18 protein-coding genes are annotated in these 25,059 nt (G+C 37.0%); 10 read left to right on the top strand and 8 right to left on the bottom strand.

Going from position 1 to position 25,059, the window contains the following annotated elements:
- The first annotated feature begins 108 nt into the window (after window positions 1-108).
- From ACFIM6_RS01690 to thpR, 6 genes are all read left to right on the top strand, one after another.
- On the top strand, window positions 109-831 hold the full coding sequence (locus ACFIM6_RS01690) for a response regulator transcription factor (protein WP_005774392.1): 723 nt from the start codon (window positions 109-111) through the stop codon (window positions 829-831).
- A 39-nt stretch (window positions 832-870) separates the two neighbouring features.
- Window positions 871-2,655: a stimulus-sensing domain-containing protein gene (locus tag ACFIM6_RS01685; RefSeq protein WP_375611388.1), complete on the top strand. Its 1,785-nt coding sequence runs from the start codon at window positions 871-873 to the stop codon at window positions 2,653-2,655.
- Window positions 2,656-2,678: 23 nt separating this feature from the next.
- Window positions 2,679-3,143 (top strand): HPr kinase/phosphatase C-terminal domain-containing protein, encoded by a 465-nt coding sequence (locus tag ACFIM6_RS01680; RefSeq protein WP_375611387.1) that lies wholly within the window; start codon window positions 2,679-2,681, stop codon window positions 3,141-3,143.
- A gap of 136 nt (window positions 3,144-3,279) precedes the next feature.
- Entirely contained in the window at window positions 3,280-3,678 is a 399-nt protein-coding gene (locus ACFIM6_RS01675) for a PTS sugar transporter subunit IIA (RefSeq protein ID WP_375611386.1), read from the top strand.
- Between the two features lie 17 nt (window positions 3,679-3,695).
- Complete coding sequence (locus ACFIM6_RS01670; RefSeq protein WP_012754483.1) at window positions 3,696-3,989, top strand: HPr family phosphocarrier protein; 294 nt, start codon at window positions 3,696-3,698, stop codon at window positions 3,987-3,989.
- Window positions 3,990-4,615: 626 nt separating this feature from the next.
- A complete protein-coding gene (gene thpR / locus ACFIM6_RS01665) occupies window positions 4,616-5,155 on the top strand; it encodes an RNA 2',3'-cyclic phosphodiesterase (protein WP_375611385.1) in 540 nt (179 codons plus the stop codon).
- A 106-nt stretch (window positions 5,156-5,261) separates the two neighbouring features.
- On the opposite strand, the gene grpE is transcribed toward thpR, so the two are convergent.
- Both grpE and hrcA read right to left on the bottom strand, forming a co-directional pair.
- Window positions 5,262-5,924 carry a nucleotide exchange factor GrpE gene (gene grpE / locus ACFIM6_RS01660; protein WP_375611384.1) on the bottom strand — a complete coding sequence of 221 codons (663 nt, stop codon included), beginning with the start codon at window positions 5,922-5,924 and terminating at the stop codon, window positions 5,262-5,264.
- A gap of 124 nt (window positions 5,925-6,048) precedes the next feature.
- Complete coding sequence (gene hrcA, locus ACFIM6_RS01655) at window positions 6,049-7,119, bottom strand: heat-inducible transcriptional repressor HrcA (RefSeq protein WP_375611383.1); 1,071 nt, start codon at window positions 7,117-7,119, stop codon at window positions 6,049-6,051.
- Window positions 7,120-7,484: 365 nt separating this feature from the next.
- Here hrcA and rdgB point away from each other — a divergent pair, with 365 nt between their 5' ends.
- Window positions 7,485-8,132, top strand: a complete 648-nt coding sequence (rdgB, locus tag ACFIM6_RS01650; protein WP_375611382.1) for an RdgB/HAM1 family non-canonical purine NTP pyrophosphatase — start codon at window positions 7,485-7,487, stop codon at window positions 8,130-8,132.
- Window positions 8,129-9,328, top strand: coding sequence for a radical SAM family heme chaperone HemW (gene hemW / locus ACFIM6_RS01645; protein WP_375611381.1), 1,200 nt, complete (start codon window positions 8,129-8,131; stop codon window positions 9,326-9,328). Before rdgB ends, hemW begins: the two co-directional genes overlap by 4 nt.
- Before the next feature lie 1,604 nt (window positions 9,329-10,932).
- Here the strand turns inward: hemW and dapE are convergent.
- The 3 genes from dapE to ACFIM6_RS01630 all read right to left on the bottom strand — a co-directional run bounded on the left by dapE (window position 10,933) and on the right by ACFIM6_RS01630 (window position 13,884).
- A complete protein-coding gene (dapE, locus tag ACFIM6_RS01640) occupies window positions 10,933-12,105 on the bottom strand; it encodes a succinyl-diaminopimelate desuccinylase (RefSeq protein ID WP_375611380.1) in 1,173 nt (390 codons plus the stop codon).
- A gap of 221 nt (window positions 12,106-12,326) precedes the next feature.
- A complete protein-coding gene (locus tag ACFIM6_RS01635) occupies window positions 12,327-13,073 on the bottom strand; it encodes a M48 family metallopeptidase (RefSeq protein ID WP_375611379.1) in 747 nt (248 codons plus the stop codon).
- Window positions 13,074-13,104: 31 nt separating this feature from the next.
- Window positions 13,105-13,884, bottom strand: a complete 780-nt coding sequence (locus ACFIM6_RS01630; protein WP_375611378.1) for an alpha/beta hydrolase — start codon at window positions 13,882-13,884, stop codon at window positions 13,105-13,107.
- Window positions 13,885-14,080: 196 nt separating this feature from the next.
- Here ACFIM6_RS01630 and infC point away from each other — a divergent pair, with 196 nt between their 5' ends.
- On the top strand, window positions 14,081-14,599 hold the full coding sequence (gene infC, locus ACFIM6_RS01625) for a translation initiation factor IF-3 (protein WP_026500140.1): 519 nt from the start codon (window positions 14,081-14,083) through the stop codon (window positions 14,597-14,599).
- A 595-nt stretch (window positions 14,600-15,194) separates the two neighbouring features.
- Window positions 15,195-16,961: an ABC transporter ATP-binding protein gene (locus ACFIM6_RS01620; protein ID WP_375611377.1), complete on the top strand. Its 1,767-nt coding sequence runs from the start codon at window positions 15,195-15,197 to the stop codon at window positions 16,959-16,961.
- A gap of 759 nt (window positions 16,962-17,720) precedes the next feature.
- On the opposite strand, the gene ACFIM6_RS01615 is transcribed toward ACFIM6_RS01620, so the two are convergent.
- The 3 genes from ACFIM6_RS01615 to ACFIM6_RS01605 all read right to left on the bottom strand — a co-directional run bounded on the left by ACFIM6_RS01615 (window position 17,721) and on the right by ACFIM6_RS01605 (window position 25,020).
- Window positions 17,721-17,843, bottom strand: a complete 123-nt coding sequence (locus ACFIM6_RS01615; RefSeq protein ID WP_375611376.1) for a hypothetical protein — start codon at window positions 17,841-17,843, stop codon at window positions 17,721-17,723.
- A gap of 554 nt (window positions 17,844-18,397) precedes the next feature.
- Window positions 18,398-23,056, bottom strand: coding sequence for a translocation/assembly module TamB domain-containing protein (locus ACFIM6_RS01610; RefSeq protein WP_375611375.1), 4,659 nt, complete (start codon window positions 23,054-23,056; stop codon window positions 18,398-18,400).
- Complete coding sequence (locus tag ACFIM6_RS01605; protein ID WP_375611374.1) at window positions 23,056-25,020, bottom strand: autotransporter assembly complex family protein; 1,965 nt, start codon at window positions 25,018-25,020, stop codon at window positions 23,056-23,058. Before ACFIM6_RS01605 ends, ACFIM6_RS01610 begins: the two co-directional genes overlap by 1 nt.
- Between the last annotated feature and the right edge of the window lie 39 nt (window positions 25,021-25,059).

The following is a 25,059-nucleotide window of genomic DNA, read 5'->3' as shown; positions in this document are numbered from 1 at the left end:
TACTTTGCTACAATTTGTATCATATTTGTTTTGCAAAAAAAATATGAACTCCCATATAAATAAGTGTGGGTAATTTGCTACCACAGCAATAGAAAGGTCTAAGAAACCATGAAAGATACACCAACAATCACACAAACGATTGTACTTGTTGATGATGATCGCAATATTTTGACATCTTTATCTTTTGCGCTTGAGACAGAAGGATATCGGGTTGAAAGCTATACAGATGGAGCATCTGCACTCAAGGGTCTCACACTTCACCCTCCACACTTAGCTATTTTTGATATTAAAATGCCCCGAATGGATGGGATGGAACTTTTGCGTCGTTTGCGTCAAAAATCTGATCTTCCAGTTATTTTTCTTACCTCTAAAGATGATGAAATTGATGAATTATTTGGTCTCAAAATGGGAGCTGATGATTTTATTACTAAACCTTTCTCCCAACGTCTTCTTATTGAACGCGTGAAAGCTATTTTACGCCGTTCTAATGCACGTAACCAACCGCTTTCTACAGGAACTTCTTCCACCTCTTCTCTCAAACGTGGAGATCTTGTGATGGATCAAGAACGCCACACCTGTACATGGAAAGATAAACCTGTTATTTTAACCGTTACGGAATTTTTGATTCTGCAAACCTTAGCACAAAGACCAGGAGTTGTAAAAAGTCGTGATGCTTTAATGGATGCTGCTTATAGTGATCAAGTCTACGTAGATGATCGCACCATTGATAGTCACATTAAACGTCTGCGTAAAAAGTTTAAACAAGTGGATGATGATTTTGCAATGATTGAAACACTTTATGGTGTAGGTTATCGTTTCCACGAGGTATAAAACTACTTTGTCGCAAAAATTTGAATGGCAATCAAATCGATGACAGACAATTCTCAACTGGAAACTTTACAAAAAACAACCGTTAATGGTACATCCTCAACGCCATTTCTTATGTTCGCTCGTTTGCATCTTCGAACACAACGTCTCTTTAGACAATTGCTTTTTTCCAGCCTCACACGTCGCATTGTTATATTAAACATTGCTGCTCTTGCCGTTTTAGTTACAGGCATTTTATACCTTAACCAATTTCGCGATGGTTTAATTGAAGCAAAAATCAAAAGTTTATGTACCCAAGGAAAAATTATTGCTGGGGCTATTGCTGCTTCTGCAACAGTAGATACAAATTCTATCCTCATTGACCCTCAAAAACTCTTAGAGTTACAGACTGGTGAAAGCGTTACACCCGCTCCTCAATCAACCGATTCTTGGGATTTTCCTATTAACCCTGAGCAAGTTGCCCCTCTTTTACGGCGTCTTATTACACCTAAAACGACAAGAGCACGTATCTATGATCGTGATGCTACTCTCCTTCTTGATTCGCGCGTTCTTTATTCTAGTGGAGAAGTTTTTAGTTATGATTTACCCCCACTTAAAACAGAACAAAACATGTGGGATCGCCTTACTTCATGGTATTCAAGCGCATTTTATGGCAAAGGTATTGCTCTTGACAGAGAACAAACAAAAACCAGTGGTATTGCTTATCCAGAAGTGTACCGCGCATTAAACGGATCTCTTGCTACGGCTAAAAGACGCAACAGACAAGGGCAATTAATTGTTTCTGTTGCCGTTCCTGTTCAACGCTATCGCGCAGTGGTTGGAGCTCTTCTTCTTTCAACCACTGGTTCCGATATTGATAACATTGTAAAAGGCGAAAGACTGGTTATCTTTAAAGTTTTTGCCGTTGTAGGTAGCGTACTTTTGGTTCTTTCTCTCTTTTTGGCCCATACGATTGCCCATCCATTAAGTAAATTATCTGCCTCGGCTAATCGAGTGCGTAATGGTAATAATCAGCGTGTAGAAATTCCTGATTTTTCAATGCGTGAAGATGAAATTGGTCACCTTTCAACTTCTATTCGTGATATGACCAATGCCCTTTATATGCGTATTGAAGCCATTGAACGCTTTGCTGCTGATGTAAGCCACGAATTAAAAAATCCTCTCACCTCTCTACGCAGTGCTGTTGAAACGCTCCCTCTGGCTAAAAATGAAGAAGCACAAGAAAAATTGCTGGAAATTATTCAACATGATGTGCGCCGCCTTGATCGGTTGATTACAGATATTTCTGATGCATCGCGACTCGATGCAGAGCTTGCACGAGAAACCGCAGAGATTGTTGATATGACACCGCTTTTGGAAAGTCTTGTTCATGCTGTTCAGGAAGTGTATCGTAATACGCAAACTATTGATATAAGCCTTAATATTGTCCCACGTCCTCATGGAAAAGCTTATCTTGTATTGGGACATGAACTTCGTTTAGGACAAGTGATTTCAAATCTTCTTGAAAATGCGCGTTCTTTTATTCCTCGGAATCGTGGCAAAATTTGCATTACTATGAAAAGTCATGCTTCAACCCTTATTTTAACCATTGAAGATAATGGCCCAGGTATTCGTTCAGAAAATATTGAACGCATTTTTGAACGTTTTTATACAGATCGACCAAATGAAGATGCTTTTGGACAAAACTCTGGACTTGGCCTTTCTATTAGTCGGCAAATCATCGAGGCTCATAATGGGACAATTACAGCCGAAAATATTATCGATCCTACACTTGGGAAGTGTAAAACTGGTGCACGTTTTACTATTATGCTTCCGCTTGCTAAATAAATCTTTTATCCAAAGTAAAAAACATGAAAACAAAATGTGAAATACTCCACGCAAATTGCCTTCAACTAGGCGGCAAGGGGCTGTTAATTATAGGTCCATCCGGATCAGGAAAATCAACCATCACCCTTTCTTTGCTTGACCGCGCTGAGTGGTCAAAACGTGAAGCGAAGCTTATCAGTGATGATTATACAATGTTGCGTGCGGAAAATGGAAAGCTTCACGGATACACTCCTGATAATTTAGAGGGCGGCATCGAGATTCGTGGCGTTGGTCTTTATATGATAGAATTTGAAAAGCACACAACTATCGATTGTGTTATTTTTCTCGGTCCGGAATATGAACGTTTTTCCACAAATAAAACTTTTCAATTTGAAAATTTGCACATTCCTCTTTTAAAACTTCCCTCTCTTCGTGAAGCCGATTGTACAGCCATTTGTCAAGCTATTGAAGCATTTTTGTTTAGAAAAATATGGCAAAAATCTGTCTAATTTTTTTCTAAAGATAAAAAAATCACAATTTTTGCCTTTTTTTTGCAAATTTTTCTTGGCAGCAAGATAAAGCCTTGTACAATGTCTTTCCCACCAACTATGGTTGGGTCTTATTAGTTAACAGGAGTTTGCGTAAATGATTGGACTCGTGCTTGTAACGCACGGTGAGCTGGCTGTCGAATTTTTACATGCCGTGGAACATGTTGTTGGAGTACAAGAAAAGTTCGCAACAATATGCGTTTATCCCGATGACGATATAGATCAGCGCCGAGGTGATATTATAGCCGCAGTAACCGATACAGATACGGATCATGGCGTCATCATATTAACAGATGTGTTCGGTGGAACACCATCAAATATAGCTATTCCTGCTATTGAAAAAGGACGCGTTGAAATGATTGCGGGTGTTAATTTGCCCATGCTTATTAAACTGATTTCTATTCGCAAATGTCCTGATATTTCATTATCAGACGCGTTAAGAATAGCACAAGAAGCAGGGCGTAAATATATTAATGTACCAAGTATGATTTTATAGCGGATAATAAAATACCAATGTTTTCCAAAGATACCCTCCCATGTATAAGTCGTCATTTCAATATCTGTAATAAACGTGGGTTGCATGCACGTGCTTCTGCAAAATTTGTACAAACTGTTGACAATTTTAATGTTACTGTTGAAGTTGAAAAGGACGGGAAAATTGTTGGCGGATCATCAATTATGGGACTTATGATGCTAGCGGCTTCATCCGGTTGCAACCTCACCATTCGTGTTTCAGGACCAGAAGCAACAGATGCTCTTAATGCTCTTGAAAAGCTCATCAATAACAACTTTGGAGAGGAAAACTAGTGCTTTTTCATCATAAACAAAGATGATAATTCTTAGAAAATAGGAACTTTCCGTCATTATTTTGAATTTTAATTTCTCTTCCCGCTTTTATACCAATATTCATATCCATTATAGATTGGCATAATTATCATAAATGTAAAAGCTTATAGTAATTTTGTTATGCTCGATTTTTTTCTTCCTTTCCTAACATTATTTGACCAATTTGAATAGTTTTGCGTATTATGGCTATTCCCCGACTTAATCATATAATTAAATTTTTACAGAAAAGAGAACTCTTCACCTTGTATTAAAGTATGCTTTATTTTAGGCTAAAGATAAATGTCAAAATAATTTCGCACATCAAAAATCTATCAACTTTTCTTATTTTCTGCTAACTTTGTAGCCTTTATAATACACAAGTAATCTTCCATTGCACATCATTGTGATACAGATCCTGAAAACGCAATTCTTATCAATATCATAACCATTTTCTTAAAACGAATAAGCTTTGTACGACCATAATTATAGTAAGCATTTTTTAGACATTCTTTTTCTATACTATTGCCTTGTTTTCTGTGGTACGTGCCCCGCCCTTATTATCTATATTGCGCTTGGGATAGCATCTTTCATTATAAGGAGATAATATCATGGGTCGTCTATTTAGTGCTCTTCAGATTCCTCAACAAACAACAAAAGCCCTCGTATCATTGCAAAATGGCTTACCAAAAGCGCAATGGATCAACCCGCAAAATTTTCATGTCACCTTATCTTTTTTTGGCGAAGTTGAAAGCTCCTTAGCAGATGAAATTATGCATACCTTTAACACTATAGAACTTCCTTCTTTTACGCTACAGATAAAAGGTTTTGAAGTTTTTGGTTCAGAAAATGCTCCTCATTCTCTTGTGGTTCGCATTGAACCTTGTGAAAAGCTTACTCTTTTACATGAAAAGATGCAATATATTCGGAATAAATTAGAGTTAAAGCCTGATGAAAGACTGTTTATTCCGCATATCACTCTTGCACGAATATTTGATATTAATCTTAAAGATCTTTCTTCTTATCTATCTTTTCAAGATGATTTTTTTGTCCCTCCTTTTGAAGTTGATCATTTTGTTTTATTGTTATCGGCCTCTCCCTTAAATAAGGCTCCCTATATTGTAAAAGGAAGTTGGGCGCTTCAAAGATAAAAGGGTGTTTATAACACCCTTTAAAAACCCTTTAAGAAAAGACTTCATATATGTGTAATTGCAGGGAATACTGCATTTTATGTTGGAGATTTATTATTGATGTGTTTTAAGCCGAATCAGCTTCAACAGAAGCTTCTTTTGCTCCTCCTTTAGCTACACCCACTATAGCTGGACGTAGTACCCTTTCCCCGATAATATAACCTGCCTGAACCACTTGTTGAACAGTATTATCTGGAACATCAGCATTGGGAATTTCAAACATCGCTTGATGAAAGTGAGGATCAAATTTTTGCCCCTCTGGATGAATTTTTTGCACCCCATGACGTTCTAATGCTGCCATCATGGCACGTTCAGTCATTTCAACGCCTTCTGCCAATGATTTCAAACCAGCATCACTCTCCCGTGCACCTTCTGGAATAGCTTCCAAAGCACGATTGAGATTGTCAGAAACCGATAACATATCCCGTGCAAAATTAGCAATGGAATAAGCTCTTGCATCCGCCACATCTCGCATAGTACGGCGTCGAAGATTTTCCATATCTGCAACAAGACGTAAAAGCTGATCTTTCAGTTCTTTATTTTCATCCTGCAAAGACGCTAAAAGATCACTAACCTCATTGCTTTCTGTTTCAACGACTTCGTGTTCCTCTGTTTTATGTGTTTTTAAAAATTCATCGGCTGCCTGTTTAAGTGTATTACGATCAGCTGGATTTTTTAAATCACAATTTTCAAATGAAGCGTCAGTAAATTTGTTTTTTTCATCAGACATAAAAATTTTATTCCTTCATAAGATTCGTTATTCTCGATATCGAAATTCTACAGACAAAAATCAAGGGGTATCGATGTATATAATACAATGAGCTTTTATAGTACAAATACTTACTTGCATCGTTTTAACGCAATAACTGTGACACAAGTTGAGCTGTATAATCAACCATGGGCACGATCCTTGCATAATTAAGCCGTGTAGGACCAATAACACCTAAAGCACCAATGACTCTTTGTTGTGAATCACGATAAGGTGCTACAACTAAAGAAGAACCAGAAAGAGAAAATAACTTATTTTCTGAACCAATAAAAATTCTAACCCCAGAACCTTCATCCGTTAAATCGAGAAGTTGTGCCATACTTTCACGCGTTTCAAGATCATCAAACAAATGGCGTAATCGTTCTAAATCTTCTTCTGCTTTCACATCTTCAAGTAAATTGCTACGCCCGCGAACAATGAGGTGTATTTTATGATCAGCATCTTCTCCTCCCCAAAGAGCTAATCCCGTTTCAACAAGATGATGTGATAAATCATCAAGTGCGGCCCTTGTTTCTGCGCATAAGCGGGCAATTTCCCCTTTAGCTTCACTCAATGTACGCCCTTGAATATGGGCATTGAGAAAATTCGTTGCTTCCGTCAATTGTGCATGGGTAACCCCTTCTGGTAAATGAACAATACGATTTTCAACTTCACCTTGTTGAGTCACCAAAACGGCAAGAGCGTGCTCCCTATCAAGGCGCACAAATTCAATATGTTTCAATGTTCCTTCTTGTTTTGTTGCTAAAACAAGCCCTGCCCCACGTGAAAGATCTGAAAGAACTCGGCTTGCTTGAACAAGAAAATGTTCAATCGATTGTGCATGACCAGCCTCTTTGACTTGCATTTCAATATTTTCTCGCTCTTCGTTTGGCAAATCACCCGCTTCCATAAATGCATCAACAAAAAAGCGTAAACCTGATTGTGTTGGCATTCGACCCGCAGAAACATGTGGTGCATAAATCAAACCGAGATGTTCAAGATCACTCATCACATTGCGAATCGTCGCAGGCGATAATGTCTGTTGTAAAAGCCGCGAAAGATTACGTGATCCTACAGGTTCACCATCATTAAGATAAGCTTCAACAATATGGCGAAAAATATCACGCGAACGTTCATCAAGATATTTTAGTTCATTATCAATAGTTTTGTGCTTCATCACAATTGTTTCACTACTTTTAAAATCCTCATCTCTTATATAAGTTTTGCCAAGGTTTGGTCAAATAGTCTAAAGTAGTATAAAAACATATTATCCTATTGAGCTGTAAAATGCTACCTTTCAGAGTAATGCTTGATAAATTACGCAGGAAATATTTTTGTTAGAGTGTGTGAGAAATATTTAAGATTAAGAATTGATCTGTAAAGTGGTCTGCTGTAGGGACTTGTCAAGAAAATCTAGCTTGATTAAAAACCGCTGTAAATAGAAAATTTCACCCTTTAGAGCAAGCAGAATGTGTGTGTATGAGCATTTAAACCGTTTTTTAGCACAAAAATAATTCCCCTTTCATTTTTGGAGAAATCTATATGAGAAGCATAGCAGATAAAAAACTTGTCATTGCTACACATAACACCGGAAAATTGCATGAAATCACTACTTTAATTACGCCTTTCGGTTTAATAATACAATCGGCAAAAGAACTAGGCTTGCCAGAACCAAAAGAAACGGGAAAAACATTTGAAGAAAATGCTTATATTAAAGCTTTTTCAGCAGCAAAAAAAACAGGACTTCCTGCGCTCTCTGATGATTCAGGCTTAGAGGTAGATGCATTGGAAGGTGCGCCAGGCGTTTATACCGCTGATTGGGCAATTCAAACCGATGGTACACGTAATTTTCCAAAAGCTATGAAAAAAATAGAAAATGAACTCCAAAAAGTCGGAGCACGAGAAAAAAGTCAACGGAAATGCCGTTTTATATCCGTCATTTGCATTGCATGGCCTGATGCTCATGCAGATTACTTCCGTGGATGCGTTGAAGGAACGTTCATTTGGCCTCCACGGGGAGATAAAGGCTTTGGTTTTGATCCTATTTTTTTACCCGATGGATATGAAAATACCTTTGGAGAAATGTCAACAGAGCAAAAACACAACTGGAAACGTAATGATCTTCCCCCTCTTTCACATCGCGCACGTGCTTTCAAACTTTTGGCAGAAAACCTTTTAGCATTCTCATGAATGAACCTTTTGGCATTTACATTCATTGGCCCTTTTGTGTAGCTAAATGTCCTTATTGTGACTTTAATTCGCATGTTCGCATCCATGGTGTTGATCAACCACGTTTTGTCACCGCCTTTAAGCGCGAAATAGAAACGCAATACCACAAAATAGGCCCACGCCATATTACAAGTATTTTTATTGGTGGAGGAACCCCTTCCCTTATGGAGCCGCAAACTGTCGATGCCCTATTGCAAGCACTTGCAAAAAAATGGGTAGTCGATGATAAAGTTGAAATTACATTAGAAGCTAATCCATCCAGTGTGGAAGCAGAGCGCTTTCGTGGATACCGTGCGGCAGGTGTTAATCGCTTATCTCTAGGGATACAAGCGCTCAATGATAAAGCATTGCGCAAACTTGGCCGACTCCATAATGTGGAACAAGCTCTTTGTGCCATTGCTTTAGCACGGCAAATTTTTCCACGTTTATCCTTTGATCTCATTTATGCCCGCCCCGAACAAACCCTTGAACAATGGAAATCTGAACTTGTACAAGCAATTGATTTAGCAGCGGACCATCTTTCTCTTTATCAATTGACGATCGAAGAAGGAACCGCCTTTAAACGGCTTCATGATGCAGGAAGACTTATCCTTCCCCCATCAGAGCTAGCAGCAGATCTGTATCATCTTACTCAAGAAATAACGGCACTACATGGACTTCCTGCCTATGAAATCTCAAACCATGCAATGCCCGGTGCCGAATCAGCACACAATCTTCTTTATTGGCGTTATCACCAATATGCAGGCTTTGGTCCAGGAGCACATGGACGTTTCATTGAGCACGCATCGAATCATTCCTCTTTCTGTTCAAAAACATTGTCATCACACCTTGAAAACCGCGAACGTTATGTCACAATAAATGAAAAGCATCCCGAACAGTGGCTTAATTTGGTAGAAACAACAGGACATGGCTGTATTGAAACGGAACATTTAACCACTGAACAACAGGCAAATGAAATGCTCCTTATGGGATTACGCCTTTGCGAAGGCTTAGAACTTATACGCTATGAAACCTTAAGCCCTAAACGTATCCCAATGGAAAAACTGATCGATTTACAACACCAAGAATTGATAGAAATGGTGGATAACCAACGCTTAAAAGCAACAACCAAAGGACGTATTGTTCTTGATCACATCATCAGCCAACTCGCAAACTAAAGTTTTTATAACAACATACTTATTTTAATCATAATTATCATTTTTCACAGCAAAGGTGAGATTAGAATATCGTGAGATTCTCTCATTTCAAAACTATTTATAGCAAGTTAGTTATCGCCATTTGCTTACACCTTAAAAATAGAGAAGCATGTGGATAAAAACCATAAAAAAGGAGTAAAAAGGCCTCTTATGAACACTCTTAAGTGCTAAAAGCTATTGCAATATTTTGAGCTAGAAAGTGTATGGTGCTCTAACTTTATTTTTCATAAACATAAAGATGGGGAGGCATTATAGATTTTATATTACAACATTCATAAGCACCGTAGTAGCACAAATGTGACAAACATTGAGAAAATTTCTTTAAAACAAGTACGTGAATGCATAATACGATAATGTATTTTTTCTTTATGAAATCGTGCCACCATTAAAAGAACCAGAGAAATAAACATGAAGCCATGCATCAATTTCTGATTATTTAAAAAGATATTACTCTAGATAATTTTGAAAACCGTAAAGCTGAATAAAAGAGAAAGTAAAAAAGAACGCTGATTTTCACCTTTATACCTTTATATTTCCCCTCAATGAGGTTATGTTTGTATGTCTGTTTCAGAGATTATAAAAAATAGATATACACAATGCTTTTATCCTATTCTGGCATGTAAAAGCTGTTATCGCAAAAAATACTGAACCAATATTTATTTGAGATACGCAGCCGTATGATCGGTATTAATTTATAGGTAACAGCAACATCATGAGTTTTACTAAACAAATAATGCACTCAAATGACAAATATACTAAATATGAATCGGTATTGCTTTGTTAGCGAGTGAAACGATGTTAATCTCATATGATCTTACTTGTATGCGTATATGCTTATAAGTGTCTATACGCGTCCTTTAAAGTTATTTAATTAAAAAATTGAGAATAATACTAGGACAATCCTTGGCTAAAGAAGTCAACGTGATGCTACAAAAGAATTTCTGTGTACCTTTATCATAACCAATATTAAAGCTGATTAAATAACCTCACCTTCTATCTCGTAATGATATTGCAACGGAAGTTCTTGGGGACAAAAAAAGCAGAGCAAAATATATGAAATAAAATAAACTTAAAGCGCTTTTCCTATAGTCTTTATTCTAAGAGAGTCTAATTGGAACAAGAAGTGCCTTTTGTGAGAGCTCAGAAACCATATTAAAACATGAGCTGTGAATGAGCGCATTTATGTTGTACGAACTTTTTACAATAGCAGCATGTTTTTGTGTGTCTTCATGGCTTCAACCTGTCACTACACAATGATGATATAATATTCATTGTTTTCCATATATGATTGCACCGCCTTTCTACACCTTAAAGAACGAATATTTTCAATCCAATATGGTCTAAACAGTTCTGCTTCTTCAAGCAGGTCTCTTTTGGCTTTTCAATTATGTAATTCACTTAACTTAAAGACTCTACAGGCAAGAATCCCAACTTAAGAATATTCATTACTTACTCTAAGACTACTTAATATATTAAGTTTTACGAGTCTCGTATCACCACACCATAAATGGCAATATCTTATGGCACAACAAGATAAAGGTATTTTTGAACCAGCAACCTTTTCTTTATGCAAAAAATTCAATAATAAAACGCTCATAAATAGTAGTAAGTGTTTCCATTGCATCAAGGGCTACACACTCATCTACCATATGCATCGTTTGCCCTGGTAAGCCAAATTCAACCACTGGGCAATAATCCTTAATAAATCGCGCATCTGAAGTACCACCAGAAGTGGAACATTCTGGTATATTCCCTGTTACACTTTTAATAGCATTGGATAAAGTTTGAATGAGTTTATCATTTTTGGTCAAAAAAACATCTCCTAAACTTGGAATCCATTCAAGCTGATAAGAGGGATATTGATCACCATTGTTTTTTGATTGCACCAAAGCAAGACGCTTTTCAATTTCCTTCATCAGTGTTTCTTTTGTCCAAAGATCATTGTAGCGTATATTAAAATGAACTGTTGTCTGCGCTGGGATAACATTGACCGCTAAATTACCGGTATCGATGCTTGTTAGCTCTAAATTACTGGGTTGAAAATTTTCTGTCCCTTTATCTAAGACGATTTGTGTCAATGCTTGAATAAGCTTACTTGCCAAAGGCAAGGGATTGGCAGCCCTCTCTGGAAAAGCAACATGACCTTGACGACCCTTCACGGTAATGACACCAGAAATCGATCCGCGGCGACCAATTTTGATAATATCACCAACAGTCTTTACGCTTGTTGGTTCTCCCACAAGAGCCGCAGTCCATTTTTCGCCTTTTTTTTCTGCCCATTTGAGAAGTTTTACCGTACCATTAACAGCAGGCCCCTCTTCGTCACCAGTAATTAAAAGGCTTACCCTTCCTTTAATGGGTCGTTTCTCAAGAACTCGCGCTAGAGCCGCAATAAAACAAGCGATACCACCCTTCATATCAACAGCACCCCGCCCATATAATTTCCCCTGATCTATAACAGCTTCAAAAGGTGGGTAAGTCCAATCTTCCAATGCACCTGGCGGTACGACATCCGTATGACCCGCAAACATAAGATGGGGTCCTTCACTCCCCATTTTTGCATAAAGATTTTCAACATTATCTGTATTTTTATCCGTAAAAACAGGGCGATCGACGTGAAATCCCATTTTTTTCAAAAATTGTTCCAAAGTTGATAAAGCCCCTGCTTCATGAGGTGTAACAGAAGGACAACGAATAAGTGCCTGTAATAGCTGAAGTGGATCTGTAAGAACAGACATAAAAAACCTTCCCATTTTTTATAAGTCATCGGAACTTAGGGTTATTACGCTGAATTACAAAAAAGATAAAGCAAAACATTGAAGACACTCAGCAAACCAAGCAGGGGAGAACAATCGTGCTGAGAGCTTCAATGGCTTCCTCATTATACATGAGCAAGCACACACTCAACAAAACACTCAACAAAAAGTTCCGTTAAATATTGCCTTCATTTGAAAGTTTTTTACGCCTCTAAATTATATGAATCAAAATTAATTGCATGCAGTCTAGGAGCATTTTCTTTCAACCAAGCACGATATGTTTTACTATCAGGACATAGCTCTTCACAAAGAGCCCAAAATCTTGGCCCATGATTCATTTCAACAAGATGAGCAACTTCATGGGCAACAACATACTCAACAACTTCTTTTGGTGCCATAATAAGGCGCCAAGAAAAAGAAAGACGCTTATCGATTGAACAAGAGCCCCAACGACTTCTCGTATCTTTATAACAAATGGATTTGACTTTACGCTCTACCTGATGAGCATAATGTGCCACCAAAGGCGTTATAATAAGCGCCGCTTGTTTTTTCAAAACGTCAGCAATGCGTCTTGGGAGATATTCTAATTGACCATAAACAATAATTTCAGGCCCTTGCTCCGCATCTGCTGTAATGATTTCTGTTACCCCACGTCCCTCTCTATGCTTTATGGTATGAGAAACACCCAATAAGGGAATTGTCGCCCCCTCTTTGAGATAAGCATTTTTATGAGAGATTTGTACATGAGCAAGACGTGCCTCAATCCAAGATCGATGCTTTTCAATAAAATTTTCAACCGCATAGAGATTTATTGCTGGTGGTGTTGTTACACAAATCTCCTGACTTCTGGCATCAATACGTAAGGTAAGACGGCGCGCATACTTATTTTCCCGCACCCGTACAGGTACAGAGCGCTCAGAAAAAATAAAATGCTGTTTAGAAATGCTCATATATTTTTATCTTCATCAATAAATGTACCCCTTACTTTGCATTAATCTGATTAATAAAAGATCTCAATACTGTTTCAAGGCAATCTAAATCTTGTGGACGAGAAAAGCGATGATCCGCATCACGAACAAGTGTCAATGTTACATCATGGAGAGGTAAATGATCAAGTAAAGTCAATGTATGCTGATAGGGGATATCTTCATCTTCCATCCCTTGTAGAATATGGACTGGACATCCAACATCAATGCATCCTTTCATAACACAATTTTCGCGCCCATCTTCAATCAATGTTTTTGTAAAGGGCATTGGCTCTGTATCATCAACTGCAGGTCGTTCAATATAGCCTTTCTCCTCCAAAATCTTCCATTCTTCTGGGCCTAATTTTGGTTCCACCAATGTTTGTGTAAAATCAGGTGCTGGAGCAATCAATATCATGCCAGCAAGCTTCTTATTTTTCTGTGCTAGCATCATTGCAAGCCTTAGCGCAATCCACCCCCCCATAGAGGAACCAATCAAAATTTGTGGACCCTCACAATAGGTTTCAAAAGTCGCTAAACTTTCCTTAACCCAACGCGAAATTGTTCCTTGAAAAAAATCACCTTCAGATTCTCCATGTCCAGAATAATCAAAACGTAAACAAGACAAATCATTCTTCTGAGCAAACTGATCAACTAACGTTGCCTTACTTCCTAACATATCGGATTGATAGCCAGGAAGCCAAACCAAACCTGGAGATTGGCGCCCCTTGCGATAGCGTACTGCAAGTGCGGTGTTCTCAAATGAAAAAAACTGACAAGAAATATTTTGATCCATGATTTTTTATCCTCTATAAAACAATTTCTTTAAATTAAGAGAAAAACTTTTATAATCTAAATCATTCCAAAAAGTAATAAATCAAATAATGAAAATAACACGAATTATAGTTGTTTTTAGGTACATAATTGTATATTAAATTAACTGTAGTTGAATCAAAATTTAAGGAGCATAAACCATTCGTAAACCGTTTAAAATGACACCTACCCAAAAAGACGGACCACGTTCAAATCAGGATATTCGGGTACCTCATGTTCAGCTTATCAATGATGAGGGACAACATCAGGGAGTTGTTGCGATACAAGAAGCTCTTGCTATGGCTGCAGATGCGGGACTTGATTTGGTTGAAATTGTACCAAATGCGGAGCCACCTGTATGTAAAATCATCGATTTGGGAAAATTAAAATATCAAACCCAAAAAAAAGCTGCTGAAACACGTAAGAAGCAAAAAGTCATCGAAATCAAAGAGATTAAGATGCGCCCAAATGTTGATGTCCATGATTATGGAGTCAAACTCAAGGCTGTTCATCGCTTTATTGATCATGGTGATAAAGTAAAGATTACTTTGCGTTTTCGTGGTCGTGAGATGGCTCACCAAGATCTTGGATTAAAGCTTCTTCAGCGTGTGAAAGAAGATACAAGTGAAATTGCCAAAATCGAATTGGAGCCAAAGCTTGAAGGCCGGCAAATGATGATGGTGATAGCACCTAAATAGTTTTGCATTGGAATAATATTCGCATGCAACGCATCAAAATGATGTGTATAGTATTATTTAGAAGCACCACATAGAATTTTTGTGGTGCTTTTAAGGTTTTATAAATGTGTATAAATCCTTTTAAAAGTTTAATAATGCTTGACCGATTTATAAGAAGAATTCGTTATTTTGCATATTAATGAGAAAGCTCAAACATTGTAAGGTCTTCTTATTTCAAGCTCTTTTATCATGCAATGCGGCAAAATTGTTTGCTTACACATCACAAATGGAGATGATACATAAAAATTATTAAAAAAGCAGAAATGTTTTTTGTGAGCCATTTCAAGTGCCAAAGGCTATCACAATATGGAAATTGGTAAATACAATAGTGAAACTCACCGGTATCTTTTATTGAAAACTAAAAATAATGATGAACAACGAATTTTCGTTATACCTTTTACAGAAACTTTGCACTACATTCTTCACTCTCACCGTCGTGAAATTGATGTAATGAACCTTGAAAGAAAAAGCTATTTTTGTAAAAAAGATTAAGGGGCTTTTTAATTAAGAGTGTTTCAATCTTGCATAAAATAATGAGAGAATATAGAAACTCTTCATGGCTAAAAAACAAATTTCCTCTTTTGACAAACATCTTATTATCCGCCTTTTGCGAGAAAATTTTCGTAAACATATGCGTTGGTACAGTGCGGCTATCTTCTCAATGATCATCATTTCTTGTACCACAGCAACCAGTGCATGGATTATGCGGGATGTTGTTAATCAGATTATTGATGCACAAAATTTTCCTATGATTGTTTTGATTTCTAGCTTCATTGCTTTTATCTTTATTCTCAAAGGAGTTGCAACTTTTTTCCAAACTTACTTTCTAAACAAAGCAGGCAATAGTATCATTGCTGAACAACAGCGTAAAATTTTTGCACGACTTATGGAACAAGGTGTCTCTTTTTATCATAATAACACTTCATCTGATCTTCTTGTTCGTGTAACTCATAACGCGACAGCCGTACGTAATATAATTGATACTATTATCACAACTTTTGTACGTGATTTGCTTTCCGTTAGTGGTCTGTTGCTTGTCATGTTCATTCAAAACTTTGTGTTAATCTCCATTACTTTAATCGTAGGACCACTAGCTTTTTTAGGCGTTCGAATGGCTTTAAAACGCGTTCGCAGCTTGATGGAAAAAGAACTCCTTTCACTTGGTGAAATTATCAAAATCGTACAGGAAACGGCTGTTGGTATTCGAATCATCAAGGCCTTTTCACTAGAAGAAATCATGAAAAAACGGATGGACAAAGCCATTTGTGATGTTGAAAAACAAACAAACAGTATTGCAACACTCGAAGCTATTACCAATCCAATTATGGAAACACTCACGGGTGTTGCCATTGCAGGTATTATTTGTTTTTCCGGTTATCTTGCAACCCAACGCGCAGGTGTTCAAGGTGAATTTATGTCCTTTATTGTTGCTTTACTTTTAGCTTATGAACCCGCAAAAAGACTAGCAAATGTACGTGTTAAAATTGAATCTGGCTTGGTCAATATCCGTACGATGTTTGAAATACTCGATTGTCCCCTTACAGTTGTAGAACATAAAGAAGCTAAAGATCTGAATAAAACGCAAGGAACTATTCGTTTCGAACATGTTTCTTTTGCATACACTAATAACAAAATGATATTGAAAGACATCAACCTAGAAATAGAAGCCGGAAAAATGACAGCATTGGTGGGACCATCCGGTTCGGGAAAATCAACCCTTATCAACCTTATTATGCGCCTCTATGACCCCACAAAAGGACGCATATTGATTAATGATCAAGACATTCGCTACACAACATTTCGCTCTCTGAGAAACCTGATGGCCTATGTAGGACAGGATACTTTTCTCTTTCAAGGAACTGTTAAATATAATATCGGGCTTGGAAAAGAAGGGGCTAGTGATGACGAAATTATCGAAGCAGCAAAAGCAGCAAATGCTCATGACTTTATTATGAGTTTGCCAAATGGTTATGATACACAGATAGGTGATAATGGCTGTAATCTTTCAGGGGGGCAAAAACAACGACTCGCTATCGCTAGAGCAATGATTCACGATAGTGAAATTCTGATTCTTGATGAAGCAACAAGTGCGCTCGATTCACACACCGAAGCACAAATTAATGAAGCCATTCACCACCTTACTAAAGGACGCACAACGATCATTATTGCTCATCGCCTTTCAACGATTGCTCGTGCTCACAAAATTGTGGTCATACAAAATGGACAACTGATTGAACAAGGTACTCAAAAAGAATTGCTAGCAAAAGAACATGGGTTTTATAAAAAACTTCATAATATCCAGTTCAAAAAACATACCCCCTAATTTCTAGATCCTTAAATAAGATTTGAAATAAAAAATGGATAGAAGGTAATGCTCCATTTATAAAAAAAGACTTGTTATCAAGAAAAAGCATTACTTCAATCAAGAAGTGGTAAAGAATTTATGGTTTATTGAAAATAAAATTCTTGGATTTAGATGAAAACTTTACTCGCTATTTTGTTGAATACAAAAGATAAGATGTAATTTGCTTATTGCAAATTTTCTTTATATTTATGATGAATCAATTAAAAGCGCTTGTTGTACGTCATAAGAGATATTGGTATATGCATAAAAACTCTTAAGATAAGCAATAAAAATACCTTTACACTTTCAAGTGAAAAGATTGTCAGCAACATGAAAAGCTGGAAAATAGAATGATAATGCCGGCTTATAGCTTTAGTAAATACTTATACCTTTATTAATAACGGTAGTGTAGATTTTATACCATTCATAAGAGATACTTTATACCATTTCACAAGCAATCTTATGAAATAGACTCAAGCGCACACTGAGAAATGTTCCTTTAAAACAAGTACATAAACTTGCAACACAATAATGTTATATTTTGGAGTATTCTGTTTTGGGAGCTATTCGTTATAAGAAAAGTGATCTTATTCCAGACACAATAAACAAAATCTAAAATAATAGGTAATTTTTATTATTAAAAAATATTGCTTTAAATGCGTTTGACAATAAAATCGATATCTTATGAATTCTCTGCTTGCCTCACGTTTTTGACGGTCTTTAATGGAATCATGTCCTTCACGTAAAAACAGAATGCCATTGTGTTGCAAATTCACGTACTTGTTTTAAAGAGACCTCTCTCAAAGTCTTCCCTAAGCCCATTCGCAATAACATTCGTGAATTGTATAACGATAAATCCATTAACCCCCTCTATCTTTACGCTTATGGAGTAACAAGCCGACACCACTCACACTATTCTGCCAGTCCCTAATGTTGCGACAGCTCTTAGCTCTCGAGATGATTCATAAGAGGCATTTTTAGTTATTTCTTAATAGTTTTATCCACACAGGATTCTCCGCTTGTAGCATACAAGCCGAATGATTTTGATTGATTCAATACGAAAGAGATTCGTACGATATTCAAAGTTCTAATTCAAGTTGAATAACAATAAATTATCTTTATAAATCAATATATTGCACACACTACATTCTTTAGGCAACAGCACGATATGGGCTTGAAAACAAGGTAAGGTATTTCTCTAAAATAAATATATAGCAGCAAAATAACATACTATCTTTCGTGAAGATTTTGTCCCTTTAGAGAATAGCATAACAAAAATCAAATATTTCAGATATATCTCTTCACGCCTCAACAAAAAGCTTCTTCTTTTATAGGATTTCTAGTCTATGCCTCCTTCCTCAGATTTAGAAATGAGAGACAAAAAACAAAGAAATTGTTTTTTTAAAATTCAATCTTTAATAATCTCTTTCATAAAAGAGACCTATACTAGAATTTTGTTCATTTCCTATGGCACCTTTAGCTTTGAGATGACGCGAAATATCTAAATTAATTGTCCCTTTCGTCGTTCCATCAGACCCTGCTTCAAAGCCCAAATAAATATTATTGTGTATGTAGCGTCCAATACGTAAGCCTGTATTCCCTTTCTCATTAACGATAACATCAAGATCATCAAGTCCAATTTTAGTTCGTAAAGTATTCAACAAAGATGTATTAGAACTACCTGCAAGATCAGCCGCTGCTGCTGCAAGTTGAGCAATCTGAAATGGTGATAATTCATTAAGAGAGCGTTTAAAAATCAAACGCGCCAAAATCTCATCCTGAGGCAAATTTGGTTGTGATGAAAAATTAATATCAAGATTATCAACCGTCCCACTTACAGTTACAGTGACGCGAATATCACCACTGTTATTGTTGGTTACAAAATAAACCGTAGGATTAAGATTACCACTAAAACTCGCTTGTCCTTGATCAAAATTAAGACGTTGCGACAAGATATCAAAACGTCCACGAATCATTCTAAATTCACCAACTGGATGCACATCATTCAATGGACCTGCTAGATTAATGCGTCCTCCCAGTTCAGCATCTAAGCCTTTTCCGCGTACAAAAAATTGATTGCGTGCTGTAATACGCATATTTGATAGCACGACAGATGAAGATTCTTGTGTAACTATACGGCTTTTGCTTTTGTTCGTGTTCTTAACATCAGCACGTTCAAGTGTTGTTTGAATCGATTTAGTTAAATTCTTATTTCTAACATCAAGAAACTTGGCATTTTTAAAATGATCAGGAACAAAAACTTCAGCTTTTTCAACGATGATATCACCACCAAGAACAAGACTATTTAAAAAATGACCTGTCATTGTCATCTCACCTGATAATGTTGCCAGAATCATAGAACCATCATTATAATTGGCATTATCAAGATGAAATATCAAATCTGTCTCTAGACCATTAGAGATACGACCTGAAGCAGAAATTCCTCCCCCCTCAAACGAAGAAGCTGAAGCTTTTTCTATAAGGATATGATCACCTTTCAATTTGCCTTCAATCGTTATATTATTTAATCCTACATTTGTTTGTGAATCAAAAAAGCTACCGTCGCCTATAGAAATATTTCCTATTAATTGTGGCTTTGATAATGACCCATTAAGAGCTGTATCAATTCTTGCTGTACCCGTTATATGTGCACCACGCTTAGCTAATAAGAGATTAACAAAATCAAGAGGCATTATCCCTTTAACGTTTAATTTTGCCTCTGAACCATTAAGAGATACAGGCCCATGGATGGAAAGATCTAATCCTTTATCTCCAGTAGCTATCATATTTTCAATATGAAATGTCGATTTTTTATAAGAACCACGAGCATTTATATTGATTGACATCGGTCCTTTATGCGTCATAGCGGTTAAATTTTGACTAGAAAGCTCAAAATGAGCAGATGGATCCTTCATTGTTCCACCAATATCAACTTTACCTATCACTGTCCCATCAAGCGCTTGTCCTGCAATAAAACCATTCGCCAAACGTGCAGATAAATTTTGCAAATTAATATGAAGATCAAGCGCATTTTTCTCTAGAGATACACGCCCCTGAGCTTGTGCTTGTACTCCTTCTCCTGTTAAATTTGCATTCAAAGTAAGATTTTGATCTACAGTGTTTCCCGTAGCAGAAAGAGAAAAAGGCATAATTTTTTTATCTTGAAAAGCAACGGTTGTCAGTCCCTCACCTTTTATATCGTAAGTTATATCAGGTTTTTTTAAATGACCACGAATCATAACCTGCCCTGTTACACTCCCTGCTGCTCCAAGATCGGATTTCCACAAATTGACTAAAGCAGCAGGAAGCGCATTCATTGTAAGTTGTAAATTCAGGGTATCTTGAATATTTCCTGCTAAAATGATGTTGCCTCCATTTATTGCAATTCCTAATTCATTGATTGTCATTCCATCTTTATCAAAAGAAATTATAGATGGCTTCGGCAATGTTGCATGAAAAGTATGTTGTTTTAAGTCCACAGCTTCAATTTGCACTTCTCGTTTTATACTTTCTGGAAGTTCCTCAACCATTAAACGACCAGAAAGCCTTGCATTGAGAGTATCATGCAACATCGCCTGGACAGTAAAAACCGTTTGTCCATTATTCCTATCAGCGTGAGCATTTAAACGATTGACCATTACCAAAGGTGTTTGAATATGTTCTGCATTGATAACTCCTTCAAACTGAGTCATGCCAAAAGGATCGAATATGTCAGCATCTATTGCCAATTTTTTTATTTTATTCTTGGAAAAATTCAAATGGTTAACATGCGCCTTCACATTGGTTTTTTGTCTGCCATTTTGTTCATCAAAAATAAAATCTCCTTTTACTTTTCCACTACCATCCTGCAAAAATAACGCTGAAAGTACGGAAATATCATCGGCATCAATATGCAGCGCTCCTTTCAAAAAACCGCCAAGTTGTTGAGAAAGATCACCCGTTATTTTTGCACTTCCCCCTCTAATATCGATATTTTCAAGTTTTCGAATTTTATGAGAATCTTCAAAAGAGGCCGATAAATGCAAAGGTTTCTTAGCAAAAATTCCTTCACCCTTTACCACCCCTGTTAAAGAAGTAACTGGTGCTGTATTATCTACAAATGCATCTATGTTAAATGTTGTGTTTTGAAGTTTCTTCCCTACAATTAATGCTTCAGAAATATGGGCACGCGTATTTAGTTTTATATGGCTATTGCGCCCTCTCGCCGTACTTTGAATTGTAAGTGCACCGCTTATCTTTGAGTCTAATTTGGACAAATCAGATATTTGAGCAGATAGATCCATTTTAGCGCTTTCATCTGAAAAATAACCATTAGCCTCTATATTTGTATATTGATTTTTCAAATTAAAATGACGTAAAGTGAAGCCCTTTGTATTTCGAGCAGTGCCACCTGAAAGAGTAGTATTTCCTTTGAATAAACGATCAAAAGACTGCACGCCTATTTTCATATCGTCAGCCATTCCTGATAATTGGAGATCAAAAATGCCACTCAATAAACTGATCGTTCCTTTGGCTTTAATATCTGCATTACCAGAAAGTGATTGTTTACTGAACACTTCCAAAGGAGTTAATGTTTGAGCTTTTAAACCGAGATCGCCTTTAAAAACAAAATTCTCCATTGTCCCTTTTAACCAAGAAGAAAAACCCTGAGCCGTAACACTCAGATCATGAATCAAAATTGGTTTGTTCGAAACAATATCCGTATCTAAATGCACATGAACCGCTTGGCTTAAATTTTCTACTAACGCTCCCTTAATCTTTTTAACCCCTTGAAGCGTCCCTTTAACCTGAACACCAACATGACGAGAAGCTGCATTATCAAGATTTTCGCTTACTCCTCCCATATCAAAAATTGCATCGCGAATATAAATATTTTTATTGCTTAAATGATTTACAACCAACCGCCCATTCCAAGATTGTTGACCTTCGCGACCATAGTCAATGTTCAAAGCAAGAGTATTCGCAGGTTTTGGCACTTCTGATATAGGTAAATGAATAGACTCCTTTTCGTTATCAAGAGCCATTTTGCCATCAACAAAAAGCCGTCGCAAGAATCCATCAGCGGTTATTTCAGCATTGGCTATAACATTCATTGCTTTGTTCTGAATAACCATCTGATCAAGGTGTGTCACACCTTCTTTTGTTCTTCTTGCCTTTGCTTTTAATGTTATATCAGATTCGAAGAGACTACGATATTGAACAGGTATTAAAGGGCTCAGTGTTCCCTCTAATTTCGTAGAAAAACTCTGTCCTTCTGGAACACTTGCAAGAATAACATTACCATCTAAAATAGAATGATGATCGGACTCTAAAGAAAGTTTGATAACCAAATCATCAAAAGTACCATCACCTTTCACGACGAGACTTAATGCTGGACGTTGTTCAATGTTAAAAATATTCGCCAAAATACCATTTTGTGGTTCGTTAGCAGAAATATCAATTTGAGCTGTACGATTACTATCAGATATCTTGGTGAGAACAGAAAAAGAACCCGGTGCATCTAAACGATGCGCCGCTATATCGACATCAAAATTACCACCAGCCAAGGTGAAATTGCCTTTTAAGGACATATCAGCAGAAAAACCAAAAAGATTCTGTTCAAATGTCACATGTTGAGCTGTAAGCGTATTGATAGAAAGAGCAAGCGGTAATTTTGGTAAAGAGAATTTACCAGTCTCAAGGGAAGAAACAAAAGAAGAATTGCCTTGCGGTTTGCGTAAAAATGTAACCTGTTCTGCCGAAAGCTGGTTAATATCCATCCGCCCTCTCAGCAACGCTAGACGATTCCAATCCATTTTAGCATTGGTAATTTTAAGCCAAACCCCTTTTTTATCACTGACAGTAATAGTATCAATTGATGTTTGAGAAGACAGTGTCCCTTGCATATTGTGTAAACGAACTTGACGATTAGGCGCTGAAAGCTTTCGTTCAATTAAAGAAACAAACCATGAGCGATCATCTGTTTTCATTTCGCTAGAGGGAAGAATGTCTCCTCTTTGCGCAAAAACAAAACCACCCACCCCAAAAAACAAAAATACAAAGAAGAAAGCTGATAAACGTACACCTTTTTTCATTAAAATGCTTGCCCTATACCCACATAAAAACCAATGCGAGGGTCACCCTTCTCTCTCTTTAAAGGAAAGGCTAAATCAACGCGTAAAGGACCAAGACCCGTCATATAACGACCTCCTATACCGGCTCCCCATTTAATTTTTTGAGAAAAATCAAAATTCGCCTTTTTCCCTACTAAACCTCCATCAAGAAAACTGACAAACCCTATTTTATCATTTAAAGAAACACGCAATTCTGCTGACCCCTCAATAAGCGCCCGTCCACCAACAACCCCATCATTTTCTGTTTTGATACCAATATTACGGTAAGCATAACCACGAACAGAGCCCCCACCACCAGCAAAAAAAAGCGTATTTGCGGGTACTTGTGCTGTATCATTCCCAAGAATTGTACCAAGCTTTGCCCGCGCAGCAACAACAAAACGATCCCCTTCATCCAACGCCCAATAAGAACGACCTTCTGCTGTTACTTTTGCAACAAAGTTGCTAAAACGCATCTCATAAAAAGGCTCAATGAAAACTTCACCATATAAACCTTTTGTTGCATTAAACTTATTATTACGACTATCGTAAATCAAGCCGCTAGGGAAACCGATTGTTGTAAAATTACGGCTCCCAAAATAGATATCACGTGAATAACCATTTGAAACTTCTACAGCAGCCTGTCCCGATAGATTACCATTAAAAATATGCGTAATACCTAATTTTCCTTTGATGGCTTTTGTCGTATAATTTTCTAAAACATCTTGTTGTATTTTTAATTCTGATCTGAAATCTGTATCTGGCGTGAGTACACCGGGCTTTACAAATGTAGCACCGAAAAGATAATCAAAATTTTTAAAATTATATGATTGCTTTTTATTGCTACCAACACCACTTATTTTTGTTTCAATTTTAAGAGTCTCTGCATGACCCAAAAGATTGTTATGCATCCAATAAGTCTCAAAACCAGCACCGTCTAAAGTTGAATAGCTACCGCCTACACCAAAACGACGCGGTTTACGTTCTTGTACAACAAGTGCAAGCGGTAAACTACCATCTAGATTAATAGTATCAGCCTCACGTATATTGATAGCACGAAAAACACCAAGGCGCGCAAGACGTTCATTTGCCTTAGCTAACGCATCAGAATCGTATATCTGCCCTGGTTTCAATCCGGTCATCCACGCGATATAAGCTGAATCTACACGTGGTTTCTTACTTATATTACGCACACTTAAAGGACCATAATAAGCCTTTTGTCCAGGAGCAACAACAATCCGTCCTTCAACACGCAACGCAGCATGGTCAGCCACGACTTCACTCTTCATAATTTTAGCTTTAGCATAACCTTGTTGCCGCCATCCTTCTATCGCCCATTTTTCTGCTTTCAAAATGGTTTCAGATTTAGCAATAGCCCCAAATTTATAGCCCAATTCTTCAATTGTGGGCATTTTATGCGCTTTACGTTTTTCAAACGGAGCTACTTTATCAATATTGGCAATACTAAAAACATATTGTGGACCAGCATTAATTGTAATAACGATATTCGATTGTGCTGGAAGTTGAGTTACCGGACTTAAATCAGCGACTTCTAAGCCATTAATTTTAATACTAATAACACCACCATAGCGTCCATCAGCATAAAGAGCAGAAAGAATTGCTCGATAATCTGAACGCGCCTTGGCGAGCAAACCAGAAGAACTGGCGGATGCTTTCTCTTTATCAGCAACAAGAGAAGAAACAGATTTAACTATTTTTATACCTTCTAATGGTGCACCTGGCGGTGCAACAACATCAACTTTATAAAATTTCTCTGTACTTTTGGTATAATGTGAAGAAGAATTTGTTTTCTTTTGACCAAAAAAAGGGATGCCGAAAAAATCAAATGCAGCAAGTGGCTGTGGAAAAGAAAAAGTAAAACACAAGCCTATAAATACACAGCGCACAGTCCCTGATTTTAACAAAATTCTTGTCTGGTATACCATAAAATCAGATACCTTATAATACACTTTGCATCTACTACG

Origin of the sequence: Bartonella sp. AA9NXGY, assembly GCF_042196845.1 — a bacterium.
Classification (GTDB): domain Bacteria; phylum Pseudomonadota; class Alphaproteobacteria; order Rhizobiales; family Rhizobiaceae; genus Bartonella.
Note: the sequence above shows the minus strand (reverse complement) of the source record. Positions and strands in the feature narration are given on the sequence as shown.

What these genes read in the sequence shown, in the direction of transcription:
- dapE (WP_375611380.1), bottom strand. Translation starts at nt 12,105, where the DNA reads ATGTCTGTTCTTACAGATCCACTTCAGCTATTACAGGCACTTATTCGT.
- rdgB (WP_375611382.1), top strand. Translation starts at nt 7,485, where the DNA reads ATGAGAAGCATAGCAGATAAAAAACTTGTCATTGCTACACATAACACC.
- ACFIM6_RS01615 (WP_375611376.1), bottom strand. Translation starts at nt 17,843, where the DNA reads ATGGATTTATCGTTATACAATTCACGAATGTTATTGCGAATGGGCTTA.
- ACFIM6_RS01630 (WP_375611378.1), bottom strand. Translation starts at nt 13,884, where the DNA reads ATGGATCAAAATATTTCTTGTCAGTTTTTTTCATTTGAGAACACCGCA.
- ACFIM6_RS01680 (WP_375611387.1), top strand. Translation starts at nt 2,679, where the DNA reads ATGAAAACAAAATGTGAAATACTCCACGCAAATTGCCTTCAACTAGGC.
- thpR (WP_375611385.1), top strand. Translation starts at nt 4,616, where the DNA reads ATGGGTCGTCTATTTAGTGCTCTTCAGATTCCTCAACAAACAACAAAA.
- ACFIM6_RS01675 (WP_375611386.1), top strand. Translation starts at nt 3,280, where the DNA reads ATGATTGGACTCGTGCTTGTAACGCACGGTGAGCTGGCTGTCGAATTT.
- ACFIM6_RS01635 (WP_375611379.1), bottom strand. Translation starts at nt 13,073, where the DNA reads ATGAGCATTTCTAAACAGCATTTTATTTTTTCTGAGCGCTCTGTACCT.
- hrcA (WP_375611383.1), bottom strand. Translation starts at nt 7,119, where the DNA reads ATGAAGCACAAAACTATTGATAATGAACTAAAATATCTTGATGAACGT.
- infC (WP_026500140.1), top strand. Translation starts at nt 14,081, where the DNA reads ATGACACCTACCCAAAAAGACGGACCACGTTCAAATCAGGATATTCGG.
- ACFIM6_RS01690 (WP_005774392.1), top strand. Translation starts at nt 109, where the DNA reads ATGAAAGATACACCAACAATCACACAAACGATTGTACTTGTTGATGAT.
- ACFIM6_RS01685 (WP_375611388.1), top strand. Translation starts at nt 871, where the DNA reads ATGACAGACAATTCTCAACTGGAAACTTTACAAAAAACAACCGTTAAT.
- ACFIM6_RS01670 (WP_012754483.1), top strand. Translation starts at nt 3,696, where the DNA reads ATGTTTTCCAAAGATACCCTCCCATGTATAAGTCGTCATTTCAATATC.
- ACFIM6_RS01605 (WP_375611374.1), bottom strand. Translation starts at nt 25,020, where the DNA reads ATGGTATACCAGACAAGAATTTTGTTAAAATCAGGGACTGTGCGCTGT.
- grpE (WP_375611384.1), bottom strand. Translation starts at nt 5,924, where the DNA reads ATGTCTGATGAAAAAAACAAATTTACTGACGCTTCATTTGAAAATTGT.
- ACFIM6_RS01610 (WP_375611375.1), bottom strand. Translation starts at nt 23,056, where the DNA reads ATGAAAAAAGGTGTACGTTTATCAGCTTTCTTCTTTGTATTTTTGTTT.
- hemW (WP_375611381.1), top strand. Translation starts at nt 8,129, where the DNA reads ATGAATGAACCTTTTGGCATTTACATTCATTGGCCCTTTTGTGTAGCT.
- ACFIM6_RS01620 (WP_375611377.1), top strand. Translation starts at nt 15,195, where the DNA reads ATGGCTAAAAAACAAATTTCCTCTTTTGACAAACATCTTATTATCCGC.